The organism is Brachybacterium ginsengisoli (assembly GCF_002407065.1).
Lineage (GTDB): Bacteria > Actinomycetota > Actinomycetes > Actinomycetales > Dermabacteraceae > Brachybacterium > Brachybacterium ginsengisoli.
Genome location: NZ_CP023564.1, coordinates 1821194 through 1838190, shown reverse-complemented (window position 1 = coordinate 1838190; position 16997 = coordinate 1821194). Strand labels below are relative to the sequence as shown.

Annotated in this window: 16 protein-coding genes; 3 read left to right on the top strand and 13 right to left on the bottom strand. The window is 72.3% G+C overall.

The features are described 5' to 3' along the window. Positions 1-8: 8 nt before the first annotated feature. Positions 9-857, top strand: coding sequence for a DUF4870 domain-containing protein (locus tag CFK41_RS08130; protein WP_096799202.1), 849 nt, complete (start codon positions 9-11; stop codon positions 855-857). Positions 858-976: 119 nt separating this feature from the next. On the opposite strand, the gene CFK41_RS08125 is transcribed toward CFK41_RS08130, so the two are convergent. The 9 genes from CFK41_RS08125 to CFK41_RS08085 form a co-directional block, all read right to left on the bottom strand. After that, complete coding sequence (locus CFK41_RS08125; RefSeq protein ID WP_096799201.1) at positions 977-1357, bottom strand: iron chaperone; 381 nt, start codon at positions 1355-1357, stop codon at positions 977-979. A gap of 25 nt (positions 1358-1382) precedes the next feature. After that, positions 1383-2558 (bottom strand): radical SAM family heme chaperone HemW, encoded by a 1176-nt coding sequence (gene hemW / locus CFK41_RS08120; protein ID WP_096799200.1) that lies wholly within the window; start codon positions 2556-2558, stop codon positions 1383-1385. Further along, positions 2555-3307 carry an MOSC domain-containing protein gene (locus CFK41_RS08115; RefSeq protein ID WP_096799199.1) on the bottom strand — a complete coding sequence of 251 codons (753 nt, stop codon included), beginning with the start codon at positions 3305-3307 and terminating at the stop codon, positions 2555-2557. Before CFK41_RS08115 ends, hemW begins: the two co-directional genes overlap by 4 nt. Before the next feature lie 67 nt (positions 3308-3374). Beyond that, positions 3375-5255 carry a translation elongation factor 4 gene (gene lepA / locus CFK41_RS08110; protein WP_096799198.1) on the bottom strand — a complete coding sequence of 627 codons (1881 nt, stop codon included), beginning with the start codon at positions 5253-5255 and terminating at the stop codon, positions 3375-3377. Positions 5256-5379: 124 nt separating this feature from the next. After that, entirely contained in the window at positions 5380-6102 is a 723-nt protein-coding gene (locus CFK41_RS08105) for a FadR/GntR family transcriptional regulator (RefSeq protein ID WP_096799197.1), read from the bottom strand. Positions 6103-6104: 2 nt separating this feature from the next. Further along, complete coding sequence (locus CFK41_RS08100; RefSeq protein WP_096799196.1) at positions 6105-7247, bottom strand: L-talarate/galactarate dehydratase; 1143 nt, start codon at positions 7245-7247, stop codon at positions 6105-6107. 80 nt (positions 7248-7327) lie between these two features. Further along, positions 7328-7921, bottom strand: a complete 594-nt coding sequence (locus tag CFK41_RS08095) for a M23 family metallopeptidase (RefSeq protein ID WP_096799195.1) — start codon at positions 7919-7921, stop codon at positions 7328-7330. 49 nt (positions 7922-7970) lie between these two features. Then, positions 7971-8888 carry an alpha-E domain-containing protein gene (locus tag CFK41_RS08090; RefSeq protein WP_227873259.1) on the bottom strand — a complete coding sequence of 306 codons (918 nt, stop codon included), beginning with the start codon at positions 8886-8888 and terminating at the stop codon, positions 7971-7973. Beyond that, entirely contained in the window at positions 8875-10518 is a 1644-nt protein-coding gene (locus CFK41_RS08085) for a circularly permuted type 2 ATP-grasp protein (RefSeq protein WP_174705964.1), read from the bottom strand. Before CFK41_RS08085 ends, CFK41_RS08090 begins: the two co-directional genes overlap by 14 nt. A gap of 63 nt (positions 10519-10581) precedes the next feature. On the opposite strand from CFK41_RS08085, the gene CFK41_RS08080 reads away from it, so the two are divergent. Then, on the top strand, positions 10582-11217 hold the full coding sequence (locus tag CFK41_RS08080; protein WP_096799193.1) for a type II toxin-antitoxin system PemK/MazF family toxin: 636 nt from the start codon (positions 10582-10584) through the stop codon (positions 11215-11217). A 334-nt stretch (positions 11218-11551) separates the two neighbouring features. Beyond that, positions 11552-11818, top strand: a complete 267-nt coding sequence (rpsT, locus tag CFK41_RS08075; protein ID WP_096799192.1) for a 30S ribosomal protein S20 — start codon at positions 11552-11554, stop codon at positions 11816-11818. A 132-nt stretch (positions 11819-11950) separates the two neighbouring features. Here rpsT and holA read toward each other — a convergent pair whose 3' ends face one another. The 4 genes from holA to CFK41_RS08055 all read right to left on the bottom strand — a co-directional run bounded on the left by holA (position 11951) and on the right by CFK41_RS08055 (position 16952). Beyond that, a complete protein-coding gene (gene holA / locus CFK41_RS08070) occupies positions 11951-12937 on the bottom strand; it encodes a DNA polymerase III subunit delta (RefSeq protein WP_096799191.1) in 987 nt (328 codons plus the stop codon). Positions 12938-12971: 34 nt separating this feature from the next. Then, positions 12972-15332: a ComEC/Rec2 family competence protein gene (locus CFK41_RS08065; protein ID WP_096799190.1), complete on the bottom strand. Its 2361-nt coding sequence runs from the start codon at positions 15330-15332 to the stop codon at positions 12972-12974. After that, positions 15329-16177, bottom strand: a complete 849-nt coding sequence (locus tag CFK41_RS08060; RefSeq protein WP_096799189.1) for a ComEA family DNA-binding protein — start codon at positions 16175-16177, stop codon at positions 15329-15331. Before CFK41_RS08060 ends, CFK41_RS08065 begins: the two co-directional genes overlap by 4 nt. Before the next feature lie 82 nt (positions 16178-16259). After that, the gene (locus tag CFK41_RS08055) at positions 16260-16952 is read right to left on the bottom strand and encodes a vitamin K epoxide reductase family protein (protein ID WP_096799188.1); all 693 of its coding nucleotides are present in this window, start codon (positions 16950-16952) and stop codon (positions 16260-16262) included. Between the last annotated feature and the right edge of the window lie 45 nt (positions 16953-16997).

Genomic DNA, 16997 nt, shown 5'->3' with positions numbered 1-16997 from the left:
AAGGAATCATGAGCCAGACGCCGCACCCCCACGATCCGTTCGCTTCCGAGAACGGTGGCCCCGCCGACGCGCAGCAGCCGTCGCAGGAGTCCCCGCGAGAGGCGCCGGCCTCCGATCCGATCCAGCACCCCCACGATCCCTACGCCTACGACGCCGCCGCCGGCGATCCGCTGGACATCGACGCCACCCCCGCTCAGCAGCCGTCGGCCGAGCAGGCGGCTCCCGCCCCGCAGCAGCCTGCCGGCGGGCATGATCCGTTCGCCGCTGCGCACGGAGCGCCGGGCGCCCAGCAGGCCCCGAACACCCAGCAGGGCCAGTACGACCAGCAGAACCAGTACGCCCAGCAGGGTCCCCAGGCCCAGCAGGGCCCGCAGTCCGGGTACGCCCAGCAGGCTCCCTACGGCGCGCCCGCCGCCGACGGTGAGAACATCCCTCCGGCCGGCACGCCGGGCGTCTACGACGGCCCGCTCAGCGGACAGCCCGTCAGCCGCTCCGACTCCCGCCTCTGGGCGACCATCGCCCAGGCCGCGGTGGCCGTGGGCCACGTGGTCAGCTGGGGCTTCCTCGGCTGGATCGGCCCGCTGGTCGTCTTCCTCATGTACAAGGACCGCGACCGCTACGTGCGCTTCCACGCCGCCGAGGCGCTCAACGGGGCCATCGCGGTGCTGATCGCCCAGATCGTGCTCACCATCGTGTTCTCGATCCTGACGATCTTCACCTTCGGCATCGCCTCCGTCCTGTTCCCGCTGGTCGGGGTGCCGGCGCTGCTGCAGCTGGTGTTCTCGATCATCGGTGCGGTCAAGGCGAACCAGGGCGAGTACTGGGCCTACCCCTTCAACATCCGCCTGGTGAAGTGATCTGACTGGTGAAGTGATCTGACCGGTGAAGTGATCCGCCCGGCGGAGTGATCCGCGCAGGCGCCGAACGGCATCGACGAGCCCCCGGGACCCTGAGGTTCCCGGGGGCTCGTCGATGCTCACATCCAGGTGACGCCGTCGGCCTCGTACTCGCGCAGACGGTGGGCGATCATGCGGCGCAGCAGGTCCTCCGGCAGCGGGTCCCCGTAGGGCAGCTTCACGCTCCCCTTCCCGGTCTCGAAGTCAGAGAGCTCCTCGGCGAAGGCCTCGCGGGTGCTGGGGGTGACCGTGACGTTCGCATGCGCACGGTGCGCGCTGCAGATCAGCAGGATCATGCCGCTGGGATGCACCGCCGCCGGGGCTCCCCACTTCAGCTCCTCGGTGCTCTCCGGCAGCTCCTCGCGGATCAGTGCCCGCAGGCGACCCATCAGCTCGGCCGCCGGACCCTCGAGGGCGGCGTGGTACTCCGGGACGGTCGTGGGCTTCGCAGCGGCGCTCATCGCCTCAGTGTGCACCGCGGGGAGGTCAGGGCACCAGATCCCGGATCACGGCATCGGCGAGCAGACGGCCGCTGCGCGTCAGCACCGCCCGGCCCTCGTCGAGGGCCTCGGGCTCGAGGTGACCGCGCTCGCGATGCACGGCGAGCATCCCCCGCTGCTGTTCGGGGATGACGTCGATCGGGAGTCCGTCGGCGATGCGCAGCTCGAGCATGATCCGCTCGACGAGGCGGTCCTCCGCCGCGACATGCTCGGAGTCCGCGACCGGCATCTCCCCCTCGGCGAGCATCCGGGCATAGCGGCTGGGGTGCTTCACGTTCCAGGAGCGCAGTCCGTCGCGGTGCCGGTGCGCGCCGGGGCCGATCCCCCACCAGTCCGTGCCGCGCCAGTAGGCGAGGTTGTGGCGGGAGCGCTGCTCCGGGGTGCGGGCCCAGTTGGAGACCTCGTACCAGGACAGCCCGTCGGCGCTCGCGAGATCGTCGACCAGCTCGTACTTGTCGGCCATGTCGTCGGGATCGGGGGCCTCCAGCTCGCCGCGTCGCAGCTGCCGGGCCATCGCCGTGTTGCCCTCGATGATCAGCGAATAGGCGGAGAGGTGGTCGACTCCGCAGGCCAGAGCCGATCTCACCGAGGTCTCGACATCCGCGAGGGTCTCCCCCGGGGTGCCGTAGATGAGGTCGAGGCTCACGTCGAGCCCGGCCTCCTTGGCCCAGCTGACCGCCTGCGGCACCTTCTCGGGGTCGTGGGTGCGGTCCAGGGTGGCCAGCACCGAGGGCACCGCGGACTGCATGCCGAAGGAGACCCGGGTGATCCCGCCGTCGGCGAGCCGGGACAGCGAGGCTCGGGTGACGGAGTCCGGGTTCGCCTCGGTGGTGACCTCGGCGTCCGCGGCGAGCGGCAGCAGGGTGCGCAGATGGCCGAGCATCGCGACGAGGTCGTCGGCCGGCAGCAGGGTGGGGGTTCCGCCGCCGAAGAAGACGGTGGAGACCTGCTGGTACTCGTAGCCCTCCGCGCGGTCGCGGGCGAGGGTCAGGTCCATCTCCCGCATCGCGTTGGCCGGGTACTCGGCCTGCGAGCCGCCGCCGCCGAGCTCGGTCGCGGTGTAGGTGTTGAAGTCGCAGTACCCGCAGCGCACCGCACAGAACGGGACATGGATGTAGACCGAGAGGTCACGGCCCGTCGAGCCCGCATCGACCGCGGTCACAGACCCATCCCCAGTCCCAGGCCACGCCCCGTGGAGCGCAGCCGCTGCGGGAGCCGCACAGGGTCCCCGGCCCGGGCCAGCACGGTCTCCGCCGACTGCACGAGGGTCTCGTACAGCACGGTGGCGCTCCCCTCCGCCCAGTCGAGGAGCTCCCTGGCCTGCGCGGCGCTCAGCCCGCGGAAGGCGTCCCCGATCGTGACGCCGTGCGCGGGGCGCTCGAGCACCTCGATCGCATCCCCGGCGCTGACCTCCCCCTCGGCGAGCACTCGGAAGTAGGCGCCCGCACGGCCCTGGGCGGTGAAGGTCCTCCCCCATCGACGGTCCCCGATCCACGCGGCGAAGGTGCCGCAGGGGTTGCGGGGGCAGGTCGCCTCGATCTCCGCCGTGCCCACGCGCCAGCGCTCCCCGATGACGGCCTCGTCGGTGTCCTGCCCGGTGGTGACCAGGTTCTCGCCGAAGGCGCCGTCGGGCAGCTCCTTGCCGGTCTCGGTCGCGAAGGCCTCGCGGACCTCCCGGGAGTAGGCGTAGACGGCCTTGAAGACGCCGCCGTGGTGCTCGCGGTCGCCCTGGACGTCGCCGAGCACGCCATGGGTGAGGAGCCGCGCGGGCGAGTCCGTCGGCCGCTTGTCGATGCCGCTCATCAGGCCGCTCGCGGCGACCGGGAACAGCTGGGCGACGGTGCACACCGCCGCGATGCGGCCGGAAGCGCCGGGGTCCATCATCACCTCGAGGGTGCTCGGTGCGGTCATCTCGCAGCGCCTCCTCGGCGGAGGGACGGGTCGGCGGGCGCCGGTGCGCGCCCGCCCCGTCCGGTGGTCACTTCTTCTTGGAGTCCTTGGGCATGTCGCCCTCGTCGGAGGAGAGCGCGGCGATGAACGCCTCCTGAGGAACCTCGACGGAGCCGATGTTCTTCATGCGCTTCTTGCCCTCCTTCTGCTTCTCGAGCAGCTTGCGCTTGCGGGAGATGTCGCCGCCGTAGCACTTGGACAGCACGTCCTTGCGCATGGCGCGGATGTTCTCGCGAGCGATGATGCGCGCGCCGATCGCAGCCTGGATCGGCACCTCGAACTGCTGGCGCGGGATGAGCTTCTTGAGCTTCCCGGCCATCTCGACGCCGTAGTTGTAGGCCTTGTCGCGGTGCACGATGGCGCTGAACGCGTCCACCGGCTCGCCCTGGAGCAGCATGTCGACCTTGACCAGATCGGCGACCTGGGAGCCGGAGACGTCGTAGTCCAGCGAGGCGTAGCCGCGGGTCTTGGACTTCAGCTGGTCGAAGAAGTCGAAGACGATCTCTGCCAGCGGCAGGGTGTAGCGCAGCTCGACGCGGTCCTCGCTGAGGTAGTCCATGCCGCCGAGGTTGCCGCGCTTTGACTGGCACAGCTCCATGACGGCGCCGATGAACTCGCTGGGCACGAGGATCGTGGCCTTGGTGACCGGCTCGCTGATCTCGTTGACCTTGCCGACCGGGAAGTCGGAGGGGTTCAGGACCTCGACCTCGGTGCCGTCCTCCATCGTCACCTGGTAGACGACGCTGGGGGCGGTGGAGATCAGGTCGAGGTCGAACTCGCGCTCGAGCCGCTCGCGGATGATCTCCAGGTGCAGCAGGCCCAGGAAGCCCACACGGAAGCCGAAGCCGAGGGCGGTCGAGGTCTCCGGCTCGTAGTTCAGGGCGGCGTCGTTGAGCTTGAGCTTGTCCAGGGCGTCGCGCAGCACCGGGTAGTCCGAGCCGTCGATCGGGAACAGGCCGGAGTAGACCATCGGCTTGGGATCGGAGTAGCCCTCGAGGGCCTCCGTCGCCCCGCGCACGGAGGTGGTGATGGTGTCGCCGACCTTGGACTGGCGGACGTCCTTCACGCCGGTGATCAGGTAGCCCACCTCGCCGGGGCCGATGCCCTGGGTGGGGTGCGGCTCGGGCGAGCTCACGCCGATCTCGAGCAGCTCGTGGTGCGCGCCGGTGGACATCATGTCGATGCGGTCGCGGGCCTTGAGCGAGCCGTCGACCACGCGGATGTAGGTGACCACGCCGCGGTAGGTGTCGTAGACGGAGTCGAAGATCATCGCGCGGCAGGGGGCATCCGGCTCGCCCTGGGGCGAGGGCAGGGTCCGCACCACGTGGTCGAGCAGCTCGGGCACGCCCACGCCGGTCTTGCCGGAGACACGGAGCACGTCGTCCGGGTCCACGCCCACCAGCTGGCCGATCTCGGCGGCGTACTTCTCGGGCTCGGCGCCCGGGAGGTCGATCTTGTTGAGCACCGGGATGATGGCGAGGTCGTTCTCCATCGCGAGGTACAGGTTCGCGAGCGTCTGCGCCTCGATGCCCTGGGCCGCGTCGACCAGGAGGATCGCGCCCTCGCAGGCGGCCAGCGAGCGGGAGACCTCGTAGGTGAAGTCGACGTGGCCAGGGGTGTCGATCATGTTCAGGGCGTAGTTGACGCCGTCGACCTGCCACGGCATGCGCACGGCCTGCGACTTCACGGTGATGCCGCGCTCGCGCTCGATGTCCATCCGGTCGAGGTACTGGGCGCGCATCGCGCGCTCCTCGACGATCCCGGTGATCTGCAGCATCCGGTCGGCCAGGGTCGACTTGCCGTGGTCGATGTGCGCGATGATGCAGAAGTTGCGCAGGCGATCCTGGGGTGTCGACGCGGGCAGGATGTCCCGGGCCTCATCGACAGCGATCCTCGGGCTCACCGGCATACGTCCTCTCATCGTTCCGTGGTCGGGCGCAGCGGCGCCCGGGCATCGGCCCATCGTCTCATGGGGGCCGCGCCTCCACGTCCCCGGCGTCCGCGCCCTGGGCCGAGGTCACATGGTGCGCTGCTCAGCTCTCGTGACCGCCGGGGCCGGTCGCGCCGTCGGCGAGCCTGCGGCGGGAGCCGGCGAGGTGCAGGCGCATGGCCGACGCGGCCGTCCGGGCGTCTCCCTCCTCGATCGCCGTCAGCACCGCCGCGTGCTCGTGGTGGGCGGCGGCGAGCAGGGCGGAGCCGTCCCCCTCGGAGGAGCCGGATCCGCTCTCCAGGCGCCGGCGCGGCATCGCGATCATGACCGGGCCCAGGGCATCGATGAGCTCGAGCAGGTACGGGTTCGCGGAGGCGGCCGCGACGGCGCGGTGGAAGGCGAAGTCCTGCGCGAGGGCCGCGGCGGGGCCGTCGGACGCGGAGCGGAAGGACTCGAGCGCGTCACGCATCGCGGCGAGGTCCTCCGGTGCTCGCCGGGACGCGGCGAGCCCGGCCGCCTCGGCCTCGATCCCGGTGCGCAGCTCGAGCAGCGACTGACGCTCCTTGAGGGTGCGCACGGGGCGCCCGGGCCAGCCGGCGCTGGGCTCGGCCGGAGGGGTGAGGACGTAGCTGCCCGCTCCGCGCCGGGTGCGGACCAGGCCCTCGGCGCGCAGCGCGGTGATCGCCTCCCGGACGACGGTGCGGCTCACCCCGTGCGCGGCGATCAGCTCGTTCTCGCTGGGCAGCTTCTCCCCGGGCGCGATCCGTCCCTCGACGACGGCTCGGCGCAGCACGGCGACGAGCTCCTCGGTGCGATGGGCGGCCATGCTCAGTCGGCCCCGACGGTGACGGAGTCGGTGGTCCAGGCGCGGGCCTGCTCGGTGAGGGTGATCCCGAGGCCGGGACGCTGTGGGACCAGCATCCGCCCGTCGCGCGTCTCGAGCGACTCCTCGAACAACGGGTCGAGCCAGTCGAAGTGCTCCACCCAGGTCTCCCGGGGGTAAGCAGCGGCGAGGTGGAGGTGGATCTCCATCGCGAAGTGCGGGGCGAGGTCCAGGCCCGCGTGGTCGGCCAGCGCCGCCAGGCGCAGGAACGGGGTGATGCCGCCGACTCGCGGGGCGTCGGGCTGGATGATGTCGCAGGCGCGGGCATCGATGAGCCGCTCGTGCTCGCGCACGGAGGCGAGCATCTCGCCGGTGGCGATCGGGGTGTCCAGGGCGCGGGCGAGCGCGGCGTGCCCCTCGGCGTCCTCCGCGTCCAGGGGCTCCTCGATCCATTCGAGGTCGTACTGCTCCAGGCGGCGTCCCATGCGCAGGGCGGTGCGGCGATCCCACTGCTGGTTGGCGTCGACCATGAGGGGGACGTCGTCCCCGAGGTGGGCGCGGATGGCGTCGACGCGGCGCAGGTCCTCCGCGCCGTCGGGCAGGCCCACCTTGATCTTGATGCCGCCGATCCCGTCGGCGAGAGAGCGGTCGGCGCGCTCGCGGATCTCCGGGACCGAGGCGTGCAGGAAGCCTCCGGAGGTGTCGTAGGTGCGCACGCTGTCCCGGTGCGCGCCCAGCAGCTTCGCCAGCGGCAGGCCGGCTCGTCGCGCCTTGAGGTCCCACAGCGCGATGTCGATCGCCGCGAGGGCCTGGGTCGCGACGCCGGAGCGGCCGACGGAGGCGCCCGCCCAGAACAGCTTGAGGTTCAGCTTGGCGATGTCGCTCGGGTCCTCTCCGATCACCGCGGCTGCGACGTCCTTGGCGTGGGCGTACTGGGCCGGGCCGCCGGCGCGCTTGGAGTAGCTGAACCCGATCCCCTCGTGCCCCTGGGCGGTGATGATCTCTGCGAAGAGGAAGACGACCTCGGTCATCGGGCGCTGGCGGCCCGTGAAGACCTTGGCGTCGGAGATGGGCGTGGCCAGCGGAAGGGTCAGGGTCGAGAGCGTGAGGCGACGGATGGTGTCGGGCGCTGCGGTGATGGAGGGCATGGCGGTCCTTCGTCGGGCGGACGTGACCTACTTATCGTACAAGTTACGTACTTGTGTGACCAGTGCGGTCCGGGCCGTGGTCAGAGGGTGACGATCTGGCCGTTGCGCGGCATGCCGCCGGGCAGGTCGAAGGGCACCGCCCGTGCCGTCGTCGGATCGGCGGTGGTCATCACCTGGAGGTGGAGATGGGGCTCGGTGCTGTTGCCCGAGTTCCCGCAGCGGGCGACAAGGTCGCCGGCGCGCACCGTCTGAGCCGGGCGCACCACGATGCTCCCCCTCTGGAGGTGGCAGAGGGCCAGATGGACCTGGCCGCCGTCGTGCGCGATGCGCAGGATCAGGTGGTTCCCGGCCAGCGCCGACCAGCCCTGCGAGAGCCGACTCCGCTGGGTGAGGGCGTAGCCCACCGACGGGACTCCGCGCGACGCGGGATGGTCCGCCTCCCCGTCGTGCACCCGGACGACGGTCCCCTCCACGGGGCTGAGCACCTCGCGGCCGAAGCCGACGAAGGCCTCCGGCCCCTCGGGGCGCAGCAGCGAGGAGAGCGACAGCGGGGCGCTGCAGCCCCGTTCGTCGACCGGCACCAGGTCGAGCGCCCGGGCGGTCGCGAACAGTTCCGTGCCGTGGCTGGGGACGCGGTCGGCCGGGCTGTGGCGGGCCTGCAGCCGCCCGCGCATCGGCGGGCCCAGCAGGACTGGCTCCGACCCGCTTCCGCCCACGGCCGGATCAGCTCGCCGGGTGGAAGTAGGTGGTGCCCATCGCCCGGGTGACGGCGCCGGTGACCAGCTGCAGCTGCTCCATCTCCTCGTCGAAGCCGTCCATGATGTCGTCCAGCGAGCGGAAGCGCAGGCTGGCCAGGGCGCGGCCCACGATCCGACGGGCCGGCTCCGAGGCGCCGAGGCGGTCGAAGCTGTTGCCGTGCAGCTTGGCGAGGGTCTCGAGCGCCTCGTCGAGCTCGCCGAGGCAGTGCACGGCGGAGCGGGGGAAGATCGAGTCCAGGAGCAGGAACTCGATCGCCCGGGCGGAACGGACCCGGCCGCGATAGGAGCGGATGTAGGCCTCATGGGCGCTGCACGACCGCAGCAGCATGACCGTCGTCGAGGACGAGGGGTCCTCCAGGTCATGGTCCTGGAGGTTGCGCGCCAGCATGTCGACCCGCTCGAGCAGCTGGCCGATCCGCAGGAACAGCCAGGCCTCGTCACGCGTCATCGAGGAGTCCACCAGTCCGTTCACGACCGCGCAGCGGTCCTTGGCGAACTGGAAGGCGCCGTGCATCCGGGACGGGCGCACCCCGCGCGGCAGACCGAGCGAGGTGGTGTTCAGCGACTCCCACACCTCGGTCGAGAGCGCCTCGCGCACCCCTCGGGCGTTCTCGCGGGCGGTCAGCAACGCTCCGGCCACCGACGAGGGATTCATGCGATCGGTGACCAGGCGGTCCAGCACGCGCTGCACCGTGCAGTCCTCGAGGGGCACCTGATCGACACCGAAGACCTGGTACACCGAGGAGCAGGCCGCGGTGAGGTCCTCGGGGGTGTCCTCGGTGATCGACTGGAGCGTGACGTCGAGGATGCGGGCGGTCTGGTCCGCCCGCTCGACGTACCGACCGATCCAGAACATCGCATCGGCGATCCTACTGAGCATCATGGTGGGCCTCCTCGACGTCGATGATCGGGATCGCGGAGGTGACCGGATCGGGCTCGCGCTCGCGCTCTTCGATCTGCTCCTCGCGCACGTCCTCGAACTCGTCGTAGCTGTCGTCGGTGGGATCCTCGATCCCCTCGTCCCGGCTCTCCTGCGCCTGCGAGGCGGCGGCCGGCCCGGTCTCGGCGGTGCGCTCCGCGGCGAGAACCCAGGTGTCCTTGGATCCCCCACCGCGCGAGGAGTTCACGATCATCTCTCCGCGCGGGAGGGCGACGCGGGTGAGCCCGCCGGGCAGCACCCAGACCTCGTCCCCGCTGTTGAGCGCGAAGGGGCGCAGGTCCACATGCCGGGGCTCGGGCCCCTCCTCGACCAGGGTCGGGATCGTGGAGAGCTGCACCACCGGCTGGGCGATCCAGCCGCGCGGGTCCTCCTGCAGGCGGGCGCGGAGCGCGTCGAGCTCCTCGGTCGTCGCGGCGGGACCGATGACGATGCCCTTGCCCCCGGAGCCGTCGACCGGCTTGACCACGAGCTCCTCAAGGCGGTCCAGCACCTCGGTGCGTGACTCGGGGTCCTCCAGTCGCCAGGTGTCGACGTTGGGGAGGATCGGCTCCTCGGAGAGGTAGTACCGGATCAGGTCGGGCACGTAGGTGTAGGTGAGCTTGTCGTCCCCGATCCCGTTGCCGATCCCGTTGGCGACCACCACGTTGCGGGCGAGCACCGCCCGGACCAGCCCGGGCACGCCGAGCATCGAGTCGGGCCGGAACACCTCGGGGTCGATGAAGTCGTCGTCGGTGCGCTTGTAGATGACGTCGACCCGCCGCAGCCCGGAGGTGGTGCGCATGTAGATGCGCTCGTTGCGCTCTACGAGGTCCGAGGCCTCGACGAGGTCCACGCCCATCGTGCGCGCCAGCAGGGAGTGCTCGTAATAGGCGCTGTTGTAGCGGCCCGGGGTGAGGACCACCACCGTGGCCTCCTCGTCCGGGATGTCCGGCGCGGCGGCCTGCAGGGCGGCGAGCAGCCGGCCCGGGTACTCGCCCACCCGGCGCACCGGCCGGTCGGAGAAGAGCTCCGGGAAGGCCTGCGCCATGGCACGCCGGTTGGACAGGACGTAGCTGACGCCGCTCGGGGTGCGCACGTTGTCCTCCAGCACCCGGAGGTCCCCGGCGCCATCGCGCACCAGGTCGATCCCGGAGATGTGGATCCGCACCCCACCGGGCGGCGTGTAGCCGCGCATCTCCTCGACCACGTACGTGGACGAGGTGACGAGCTCGGCGGGGATCACGCCGTCGGCGATCGCCGACTGGTCGTTGTAGAGATCGTCGAGGAAGCGCTCGAGCGCCCGCACCCGCTGGGAGATGCCGGCGGAGACGTGGGCCCACTCCTCGGCCTCGATCACCCGCGGGATCGCATCGATCGGGAAGGGCCTCTCCTCGCCCGCATGGTCGAAGGTGATGCCCTGGTCGAGGTAGCTGCGGGCCAGCGACTCCGAGCGGGCTCGGAACTCCTCGAGCCCGAGGCCGGCCAGCGCGTCGTGCAGGGCGCGGTACGTGGGCCGCAGGGTGCCGTCGGGCGCGAACATCTCGTCGCCTGCGGCTCCGGTGCGGGCGCTGTGGAACAGCGAGGTGGCAGACATGCCTACCATTCTCACACCACCCCCCGCCCCCTCGCGGCGCGAAGCGCCCAGGAAGCGAGCACCATGTCGCTGGTCTCCCGTCTCACCTCCCTCCTCCGTTCAGCAGCCCGTTCCCCCGCCGTGCGGCGCGGAGCCCGCGATCTCACACGGGCGGCCGTCCGCTCGATCGAGGAGCAGCGCCGCGGAGGATCGGAGTCCGGTCGACCGGAGCGCTCCGGCGCCTCCGGAGGACCCGCCGACGGGGAGGGCGCCCAGGCCCTCGCCGACCGGCGCGGCTCCTCCGCCCTCTCCCTCACCTACGCCCCGCGCGACGACGATCGGCCCGATCCCGGCGAGATCGTCTGGGCCTGGGTGCCCTTCGAGGAGGACATCTCCCGCGGCAAGGACCGTCCCGTGCTGGTGATCGCCGAGGAGGACGCCGGCCGCGGCGGCTCCGACGGCTCCGGCCCGGTGCTCATCGCCCTCATGCTCACCTCCCGCGACCGCACCGCGGACGGCACGGTCGCGACCGACGAGCACGGATCGACCTGGGTCGACATCGGCTCCGGGGACTGGGACAGCAGGGGCCGCCCCTCCGAGGTCCGCGCGGACCGGCTGCTGCGCCTCGCCCCGGCGGCGGTGCGCCGCGAGGGCGGACGCCTGGACCGCGAGCGCTACGATCGGGTCGCCGCCGCCGTCACGGACGTGCACGGCTGGTGAACCTCCCCCGTCGCCGAGGCTGACCTGGAGCGACACCGGCCGACGGGACGCGTCCTGCGCCTCCTGCCCCGCAGGAGACACGGCGCACATCCGGTGCGGGACGGGGCCCCTGCTCTGGTAAAGTCCTGCACCGTATGTGTGACATACCGTTCGGTGTGCGCATGACGTGGTCCCGCCGTGTCAGGGGCGACGATTCGTGCGACCCGGGCGAGTACCCGTGGCAGCGACCCGGTACCGACGTCTCCAGGCGAGTCCCCACCGCCGTCCCCGTCGGCTCCGTTCCTCGGCCGTCACGGATGATCCACCGCAGCAGCAGCACAAGAGAAGAGTCTTCGTGGCAAACATCAAGTCCCAGATCAAGCGGAACAAGACGAACGAGAAGGCGCGTCTGCGCAACCGTGCCGTCAAGTCCGAGCTCAAGACCTACACCCGCAAGGTGAAGGCCGCCGTCTCCACCGGCGACGCCGACGTGGCGGGCGAGGCTCTCAAGAGCGTGTCCCGCAAGCTGGACAAGGCCGTCTCCAAGGGCGTCATCCACCAGAACCAGGCCGCGAACCGCAAGTCCGGTCTCGCCAAGCTGGTCGCGGCCGTCACCAAGTGACCTCCGGCAGCTGAGGCTGTCACCCCGATCCGTCGGGACCCGGGAACGCCCGGTGCGGAATGAACCGCACCGGGCGTTCCTGCGTCCCCGGGCCCTGGGAGCATGACGGGGAGCTGCGCCGTCAGGCCCTCGTCACTGTGCGCGACGTGCGCGGCAGATGCCCATGACCATGCGCTGCACGGACCACTGCGGGTCGCGGCCCGCACCCTTGACCTCGTGATCGGCGCGTGCGACCGCCTCGATCGCCCTGGCGAGGGAACGATCGTTCCAGTGGCGGGCCTCGCGGCTGAGGTTGCGGAGCATCCAGTCGGGCATGCCGAGGCTGCGAGGGGTGGCACCGGGCGCGGAGACCTTCGCCAGGGACCGCATCTTGGAGGCGATCGCGGCGACGATCGGGACCGGATCGGCTCCGGCGAGCTGCGCCTGCTGGAGCAGCTGCAGCGCATCCTGCTCACGCCCGGCGATGGCGGCGTCCGCCACGGCGAAGGCGGTCGACTCCACGCGCCCCGCGGTGAGGGCGTGGACCTCGGCGACGGTGACCTGGGCAGGTTGCTCGCCGGGATCGGGGGTGGTGTCCTCGATGAGCTGGCTGCTGATCGCGGCGAGCTCCGCGAGATCGGTGCCGAAGGCGTCGACCAGGGCGATCAGCGCCTCCGGCTGGATGCGGCGCTGGGCTCGGGCGAACTCGGCGGCCACGAAGGTCTGCTTGTCGGAGGCGCGCTTGACGGGGCTCGCATCGACGCGCGGGACATCGGCCTTCTTGAGGGCGTCCAGGAGCTTCTTGCCCCGGTTGCCGCCGCGGTGCACGAGCACCAGGGTGACGTCCTGCTCCGGGGACCGCAGATAGTCCAGCAGCTCGATCACCAGGGCATCGGGCGCGGACTGCAGCTCGGGGACCACCACGAAGCGGGGCTCGCCGAACAGCGACGGGCTCGCCACCTGGGCGAGAGCGCCGGGGCCGGCGGCGTCCCCGGAGAGGTCATGGATCTCCACCGTGGGATCCGCCTCGCGGGCGAGGCCGCGCAGTCGCTGGACGGCGCGATCGGCGATCAGGGTCTCGGTGCCGTGGATCAGGACGATCGGTGCGAGGGCGACGCTGTGCCACTCGACATCGCTCACGGGGACTCCTCACTGCTGGGCGGACTGGTCGATCCTATCGGGCCGGGCCGACGCTGCGCGGCGCCGGGTCGCTCCCGGCGGGGAGGATGACGGTGCCGTGCACATCGGTGCGCAGCACCTGGGCGCCGAGGCCCTGGACCAGGCCGAGCGCCTCGGCGGTCGGGTGGCCGAAGGTGTTCTCGCGGCCGACCGGCACGAGGGCGAGCTCGGGGTCGAGCTGGTGGTACAGCGGGGCGTGCTGGAAGCGCGAGCCGTGATGGGCGACCTTGACGATGTCCGCATCCCCGGGGCCGAGCGCGGTCAGCTCCTCCTGGGCGGCGGGCTCGAGGTCCCCGAGGGAGACCAGTCGGGTGCCGTCCTCCCAGAGCACCTCGACGGCGATCGAGCAGTCGTTCGCGGCGTCGCCCTCCCCCGATCCGTGCTCGGCCGCGCTCGCGAGCCGGGCGTCCTCGGCCGAGCCGGGCCACAGCGCCCGCACGGCGAGGCCCGGGGCCTGCCAGGTCTCCCCCGTGGTCGCGACGAGCGTCTGCACCTCGGGGACCCGGTCCCGTCCGGCCTCCGGCAGCGGGCATATCCACTGCAGAGCCGGTGAGCGCCCGCCGGTCAGCGCGGCCAGGCCCCCGGTGTGGTCGCTGTGGGGATGGGTGAGCACGAGCAGGTCGATGCCCGTCACCTGCAGACGGTCCAAGCACTGCCTCAGCGCGGCAGGATCGGGGCCGGTGTCGATGAGCACCGTGGAGGATTCCGGATCGGTGCTCGATCGCAGCAGGAGGGCGTCGCCCTGGCCGACGGCGCACAGGGCCAGCGTCCAGTCCCCTCCCGTGCCGAGAGGGAGGAGACGGCCTGCCCCGGGGGCCAGCGCGGCCACCAGGACCGCCGCCGCCACCCAGCGCACCAGGGTCGACCGCCGCAGCGCCACGACGGTGGTGAGGACGAGCAGCACCGCGAGCACGAGCAGCACACCGGGCGTCCCCTCGGGGACGGCGATCCGCGACCCGGGAAGGGCATCCGCCGTGCGAGCGATCAGGAGCACCAGGTGGGCGCCGCCCGCCGAGAGCGTCCACAGCATCGCCGCCGCGGCGGGCCACACGGCCCCGACCACCACCGCCAGGAGCCCGATCACCGTGGAAGGTCCCACCAGCGGAGCCACCAGCATGTTCACGGGCACCGCCCAGATCGACACCTCCGGGGTCAGCAGGATCAGCACCGGGGTGCAGGCCAGCTGTGCGACCAGAGGGACGGCGATCACGAGGGCGGCCGGGCGCGGCAGCCGCTCGCTGCTGAGCTCCACCAGCGCCGTGGCCAGCGGCGGTGCGGCCAGCAGGATCGCCCCGGTGGCGAGCCCGGAGAGCAGGAAGCCGACCGACGCGGCGGTGACGGGGTCGAGCACCGACCACAGCGCCACCGTGAGGGCCAGGGCGGCGACCGGGGACGCCCGCACCCCGGCGAAGCGCGCCGCCAGCAGCGGGGCGGCCATCGTCGCCGCCCGCTGCACGCTGGGCTCGTCACCCACCAGCCAGACATAGGCGGCCACGACGCCGGCGGCGATCGCGAGCCGGGGTCGACGCCGCACCCCGATCAGCAGCAGCGGTCCCAGCACCGCCAGGAGGACGAGCGCGATGTTCGCGCCCGAGACCGCGACGAGGTGCGAGATCCCGGCGCGGCGCATGATCTCCTCGGTCTCCTCCCCCATCCCCCGGGTGTCGCCGGTGGTCATGCCCCGGACCAGGGCGGCTTCGTCGGCGGGCAGGTGCGAGGTGGCCTGCCGCGCCTGGTGGCGCAGGGCGTGGCGTGCGGCCAGGGCCCGGCCCGCAGGACCGGTCGAGGCGACCGGTCGGACCTCGAGGGCCCGCAGGATCACGAGCGAGCCGCTGACGCTGACGCGCCCGCGCAGCAGCACCCTCTCGCCGTCCCGGACCCTCGCCAGGTCCGTCGCGCTCCGCCCGTCGGCGGTCACCAGGACGGGCAGGGACGCCGGCAGGGCCACCTCCTCCCGGCCCATCCGGACCGGGCCGCGGACCGTCCGCGCACGCAGCTGCTGACCGCCACGGGCCCAGTCCGGCCCGCTGCCGGGAGGAGCGGGGTCCGCGGACGCGACCACGGTGAGCTCGAGGACGAGTCCCTGCTCCTCGGCGCTGCGCAGCGCCTCGTCGGTGCCGGCGTGGCGCTGCAGCGCGGGGAACAGCAGCGCACCGGCCAGGACCAGGATCCAGAGGTGGGCGAGGATGCTCCGCCCCGTGCCCGAGGGGCCGAGGAGCGTGACCGCGGTCAGCGCGAGGGCGACCAGGACGGCCCCGCCGGCCACGGCCGCCGCGGCCCCGGCGGTGATGCCGAGCACCGCGAGAGCCCACACGCAGGTCGCGGCCGGCAGCAGGCGCAGGTCGGCGCGGGTCATACCGTCGCCTGCTCGCGGATCTCCTCGAGCGTGGCCGGGCCTATCCCGGAGACCTCCAGCAGGCCCTCCACGGAGGTGAAGGGGCCGTTCCGCTCACGGTGCTCGACGATCCGCTCCGCGATCGCCGGACCCACTCCCGGCAGCTCCTCGAGCTCGGCGGCGTTCGCGGTGTTCAGGTCGATCCGCGCCGCGTCTCCGGGGCCGGTGCTCCCTGCGGCCGCACCCTCCTGCGCGGGCGCCGCGGCGGCGTCCGGCCGCGGCTCCTCGCCCGGGACGGGAACATGGATCTGCTCGCCGTCGACGAGGGGGCGGGCGAGGTTGATCGCGGAGAGGTCCGCGTCCTCCAGGGCGCCGCCGGCGGCGCGCAGCGCATCGTCGATCCGAGAGCCGGGCGGCAGCCGGACGAGCCCGGGAGCGGCGACCGCTCCGGAGACGTGGACGACGATCTCCGCGGCCTCGGTGTCCTGCTCACCGTCCCCGGCTGCCGCGGACGGGGCGGAGCCCGCGGAGGACGGACCGTCGTCGGTCCCCGCCTCCCCTGTCGAGGAGTCCGCCCGGGCGGCACCGGCGGTCGGCGATCCGCTCTCGTCGCCCGGCGAGGGCTGCTGCACCGTCGGCGCGTCCTCCAGTGGGACCGCTGATCCCGAGCCGGACAGATGCACCACGCCGAACCCGATCAGCACCAGGACGGCGAGCCCCACCAGGGCCGAGGGCGAGGGGGCGGGGAGGGACCGGGACGGCCGGGTCGGTGAGTGGTCCCGGCGCTCGATCAGCGCACCGGGCCTCCGCCGGTGCCGCCCGGACCGGCCGCGCCGCGACTGATCGGTTCCCGTCTCTGCTCCCATGCCCGCGAACCTAGGACGGGCCCGGCGCCGATCGCCACGAGTGGCTGCGCCGTGGGGACGAGCATGCTCTGGGGAGGAACGGTCAGCCGAGGCCCAGCATCAGCAGCCACTGCCGACGGAACACCAGGGCGATCACCACCATCACCAGCAGGTACCACAGCAGCGTCAGCACCACCCAGCGCCGCAGCAGGGACGCCACCGGCGCCGGCGGGCGCAGATCCCCGTTCTCGACGGCGCGGGCGAGCGAGGCGAAGAACATCGGGGCGGTGACGCTCCAGATCACCATGCACCAGGGGCACAGGGCGCGGATGAAGAAGATCGTCGAGATCGCCAGGAAGTGCACGTACCCGACGGCGAACGTCATGCCCCCCAGCTGTGCCCAGCGGAACCAGGTGGGCAGCTGCGTGCCGGAGATCATCAGCGCGCCGATCGCGCCCATGATGGCGAAGCCGGCCAGCCCGATCGCCATGTTCGGGATCCCCAGCGCCGAGGACTGCCAGGTCATCATGACGTTGCCGCAGGAGATCAGCGGGTTCACGTCGCAGGACAGCGTCGCGCCCGGGTCGGCGAGCAGGATCTCCTTGCCGGACTGGAGCTCGAGCGAGGAGAGCCAGCCGATGAGCCCGCCGATCAGCAGCACGAGGCCCACGAGCCGCTGTCCGGCACGGGGGCGGCTGGTGCGCTCCGCGGCCAGCTCGGCGTCGATCTCTGCCAGCAGGGTCGCGTCGTCCTCGGGGGCCGTGCCCGCGGTGCCGGCGGGGGGATTCTCGTTCATGCGTTGACCGTGCTCTTCCGTGCGGTGGACCCATGGTCCGGATCG

What these genes read in the sequence shown, in the direction of transcription:
- CFK41_RS08130 (WP_096799202.1), top strand. Translation starts at nt 9, where the DNA reads ATGAGCCAGACGCCGCACCCCCACGATCCGTTCGCTTCCGAGAACGGT.
- CFK41_RS08125 (WP_096799201.1), bottom strand. Translation starts at nt 1,357, where the DNA reads ATGAGCGCCGCTGCGAAGCCCACGACCGTCCCGGAGTACCACGCCGCC.
- CFK41_RS08115 (WP_096799199.1), bottom strand. Translation starts at nt 3,307, where the DNA reads ATGACCGCACCGAGCACCCTCGAGGTGATGATGGACCCCGGCGCTTCC.
- lepA (WP_096799198.1), bottom strand. Translation starts at nt 5,255, where the DNA reads ATGCCGGTGAGCCCGAGGATCGCTGTCGATGAGGCCCGGGACATCCTG.
- CFK41_RS08105 (WP_096799197.1), bottom strand. Translation starts at nt 6,102, where the DNA reads ATGGCCGCCCATCGCACCGAGGAGCTCGTCGCCGTGCTGCGCCGAGCC.
- CFK41_RS08100 (WP_096799196.1), bottom strand. Translation starts at nt 7,247, where the DNA reads ATGCCCTCCATCACCGCAGCGCCCGACACCATCCGTCGCCTCACGCTC.
- CFK41_RS08095 (WP_096799195.1), bottom strand. Translation starts at nt 7,921, where the DNA reads ATGCGCGGGCGGCTGCAGGCCCGCCACAGCCCGGCCGACCGCGTCCCC.
- CFK41_RS08090 (WP_227873259.1), bottom strand. Translation starts at nt 8,888, where the DNA reads ATGATGCTCAGTAGGATCGCCGATGCGATGTTCTGGATCGGTCGGTAC.
- CFK41_RS08085 (WP_174705964.1), bottom strand. Translation starts at nt 10,518, where the DNA reads ATGTCTGCCACCTCGCTGTTCCACAGCGCCCGCACCGGAGCCGCAGGC.
- CFK41_RS08080 (WP_096799193.1), top strand. Translation starts at nt 10,582, where the DNA reads ATGTCGCTGGTCTCCCGTCTCACCTCCCTCCTCCGTTCAGCAGCCCGT.
- CFK41_RS08065 (WP_096799190.1), bottom strand. Translation starts at nt 15,332, where the DNA reads ATGACCCGCGCCGACCTGCGCCTGCTGCCGGCCGCGACCTGCGTGTGG.
- CFK41_RS08060 (WP_096799189.1), bottom strand. Translation starts at nt 16,177, where the DNA reads ATGGGAGCAGAGACGGGAACCGATCAGTCGCGGCGCGGCCGGTCCGGG.
- CFK41_RS08055 (WP_096799188.1), bottom strand. Translation starts at nt 16,952, where the DNA reads ATGAACGAGAATCCCCCCGCCGGCACCGCGGGCACGGCCCCCGAGGAC.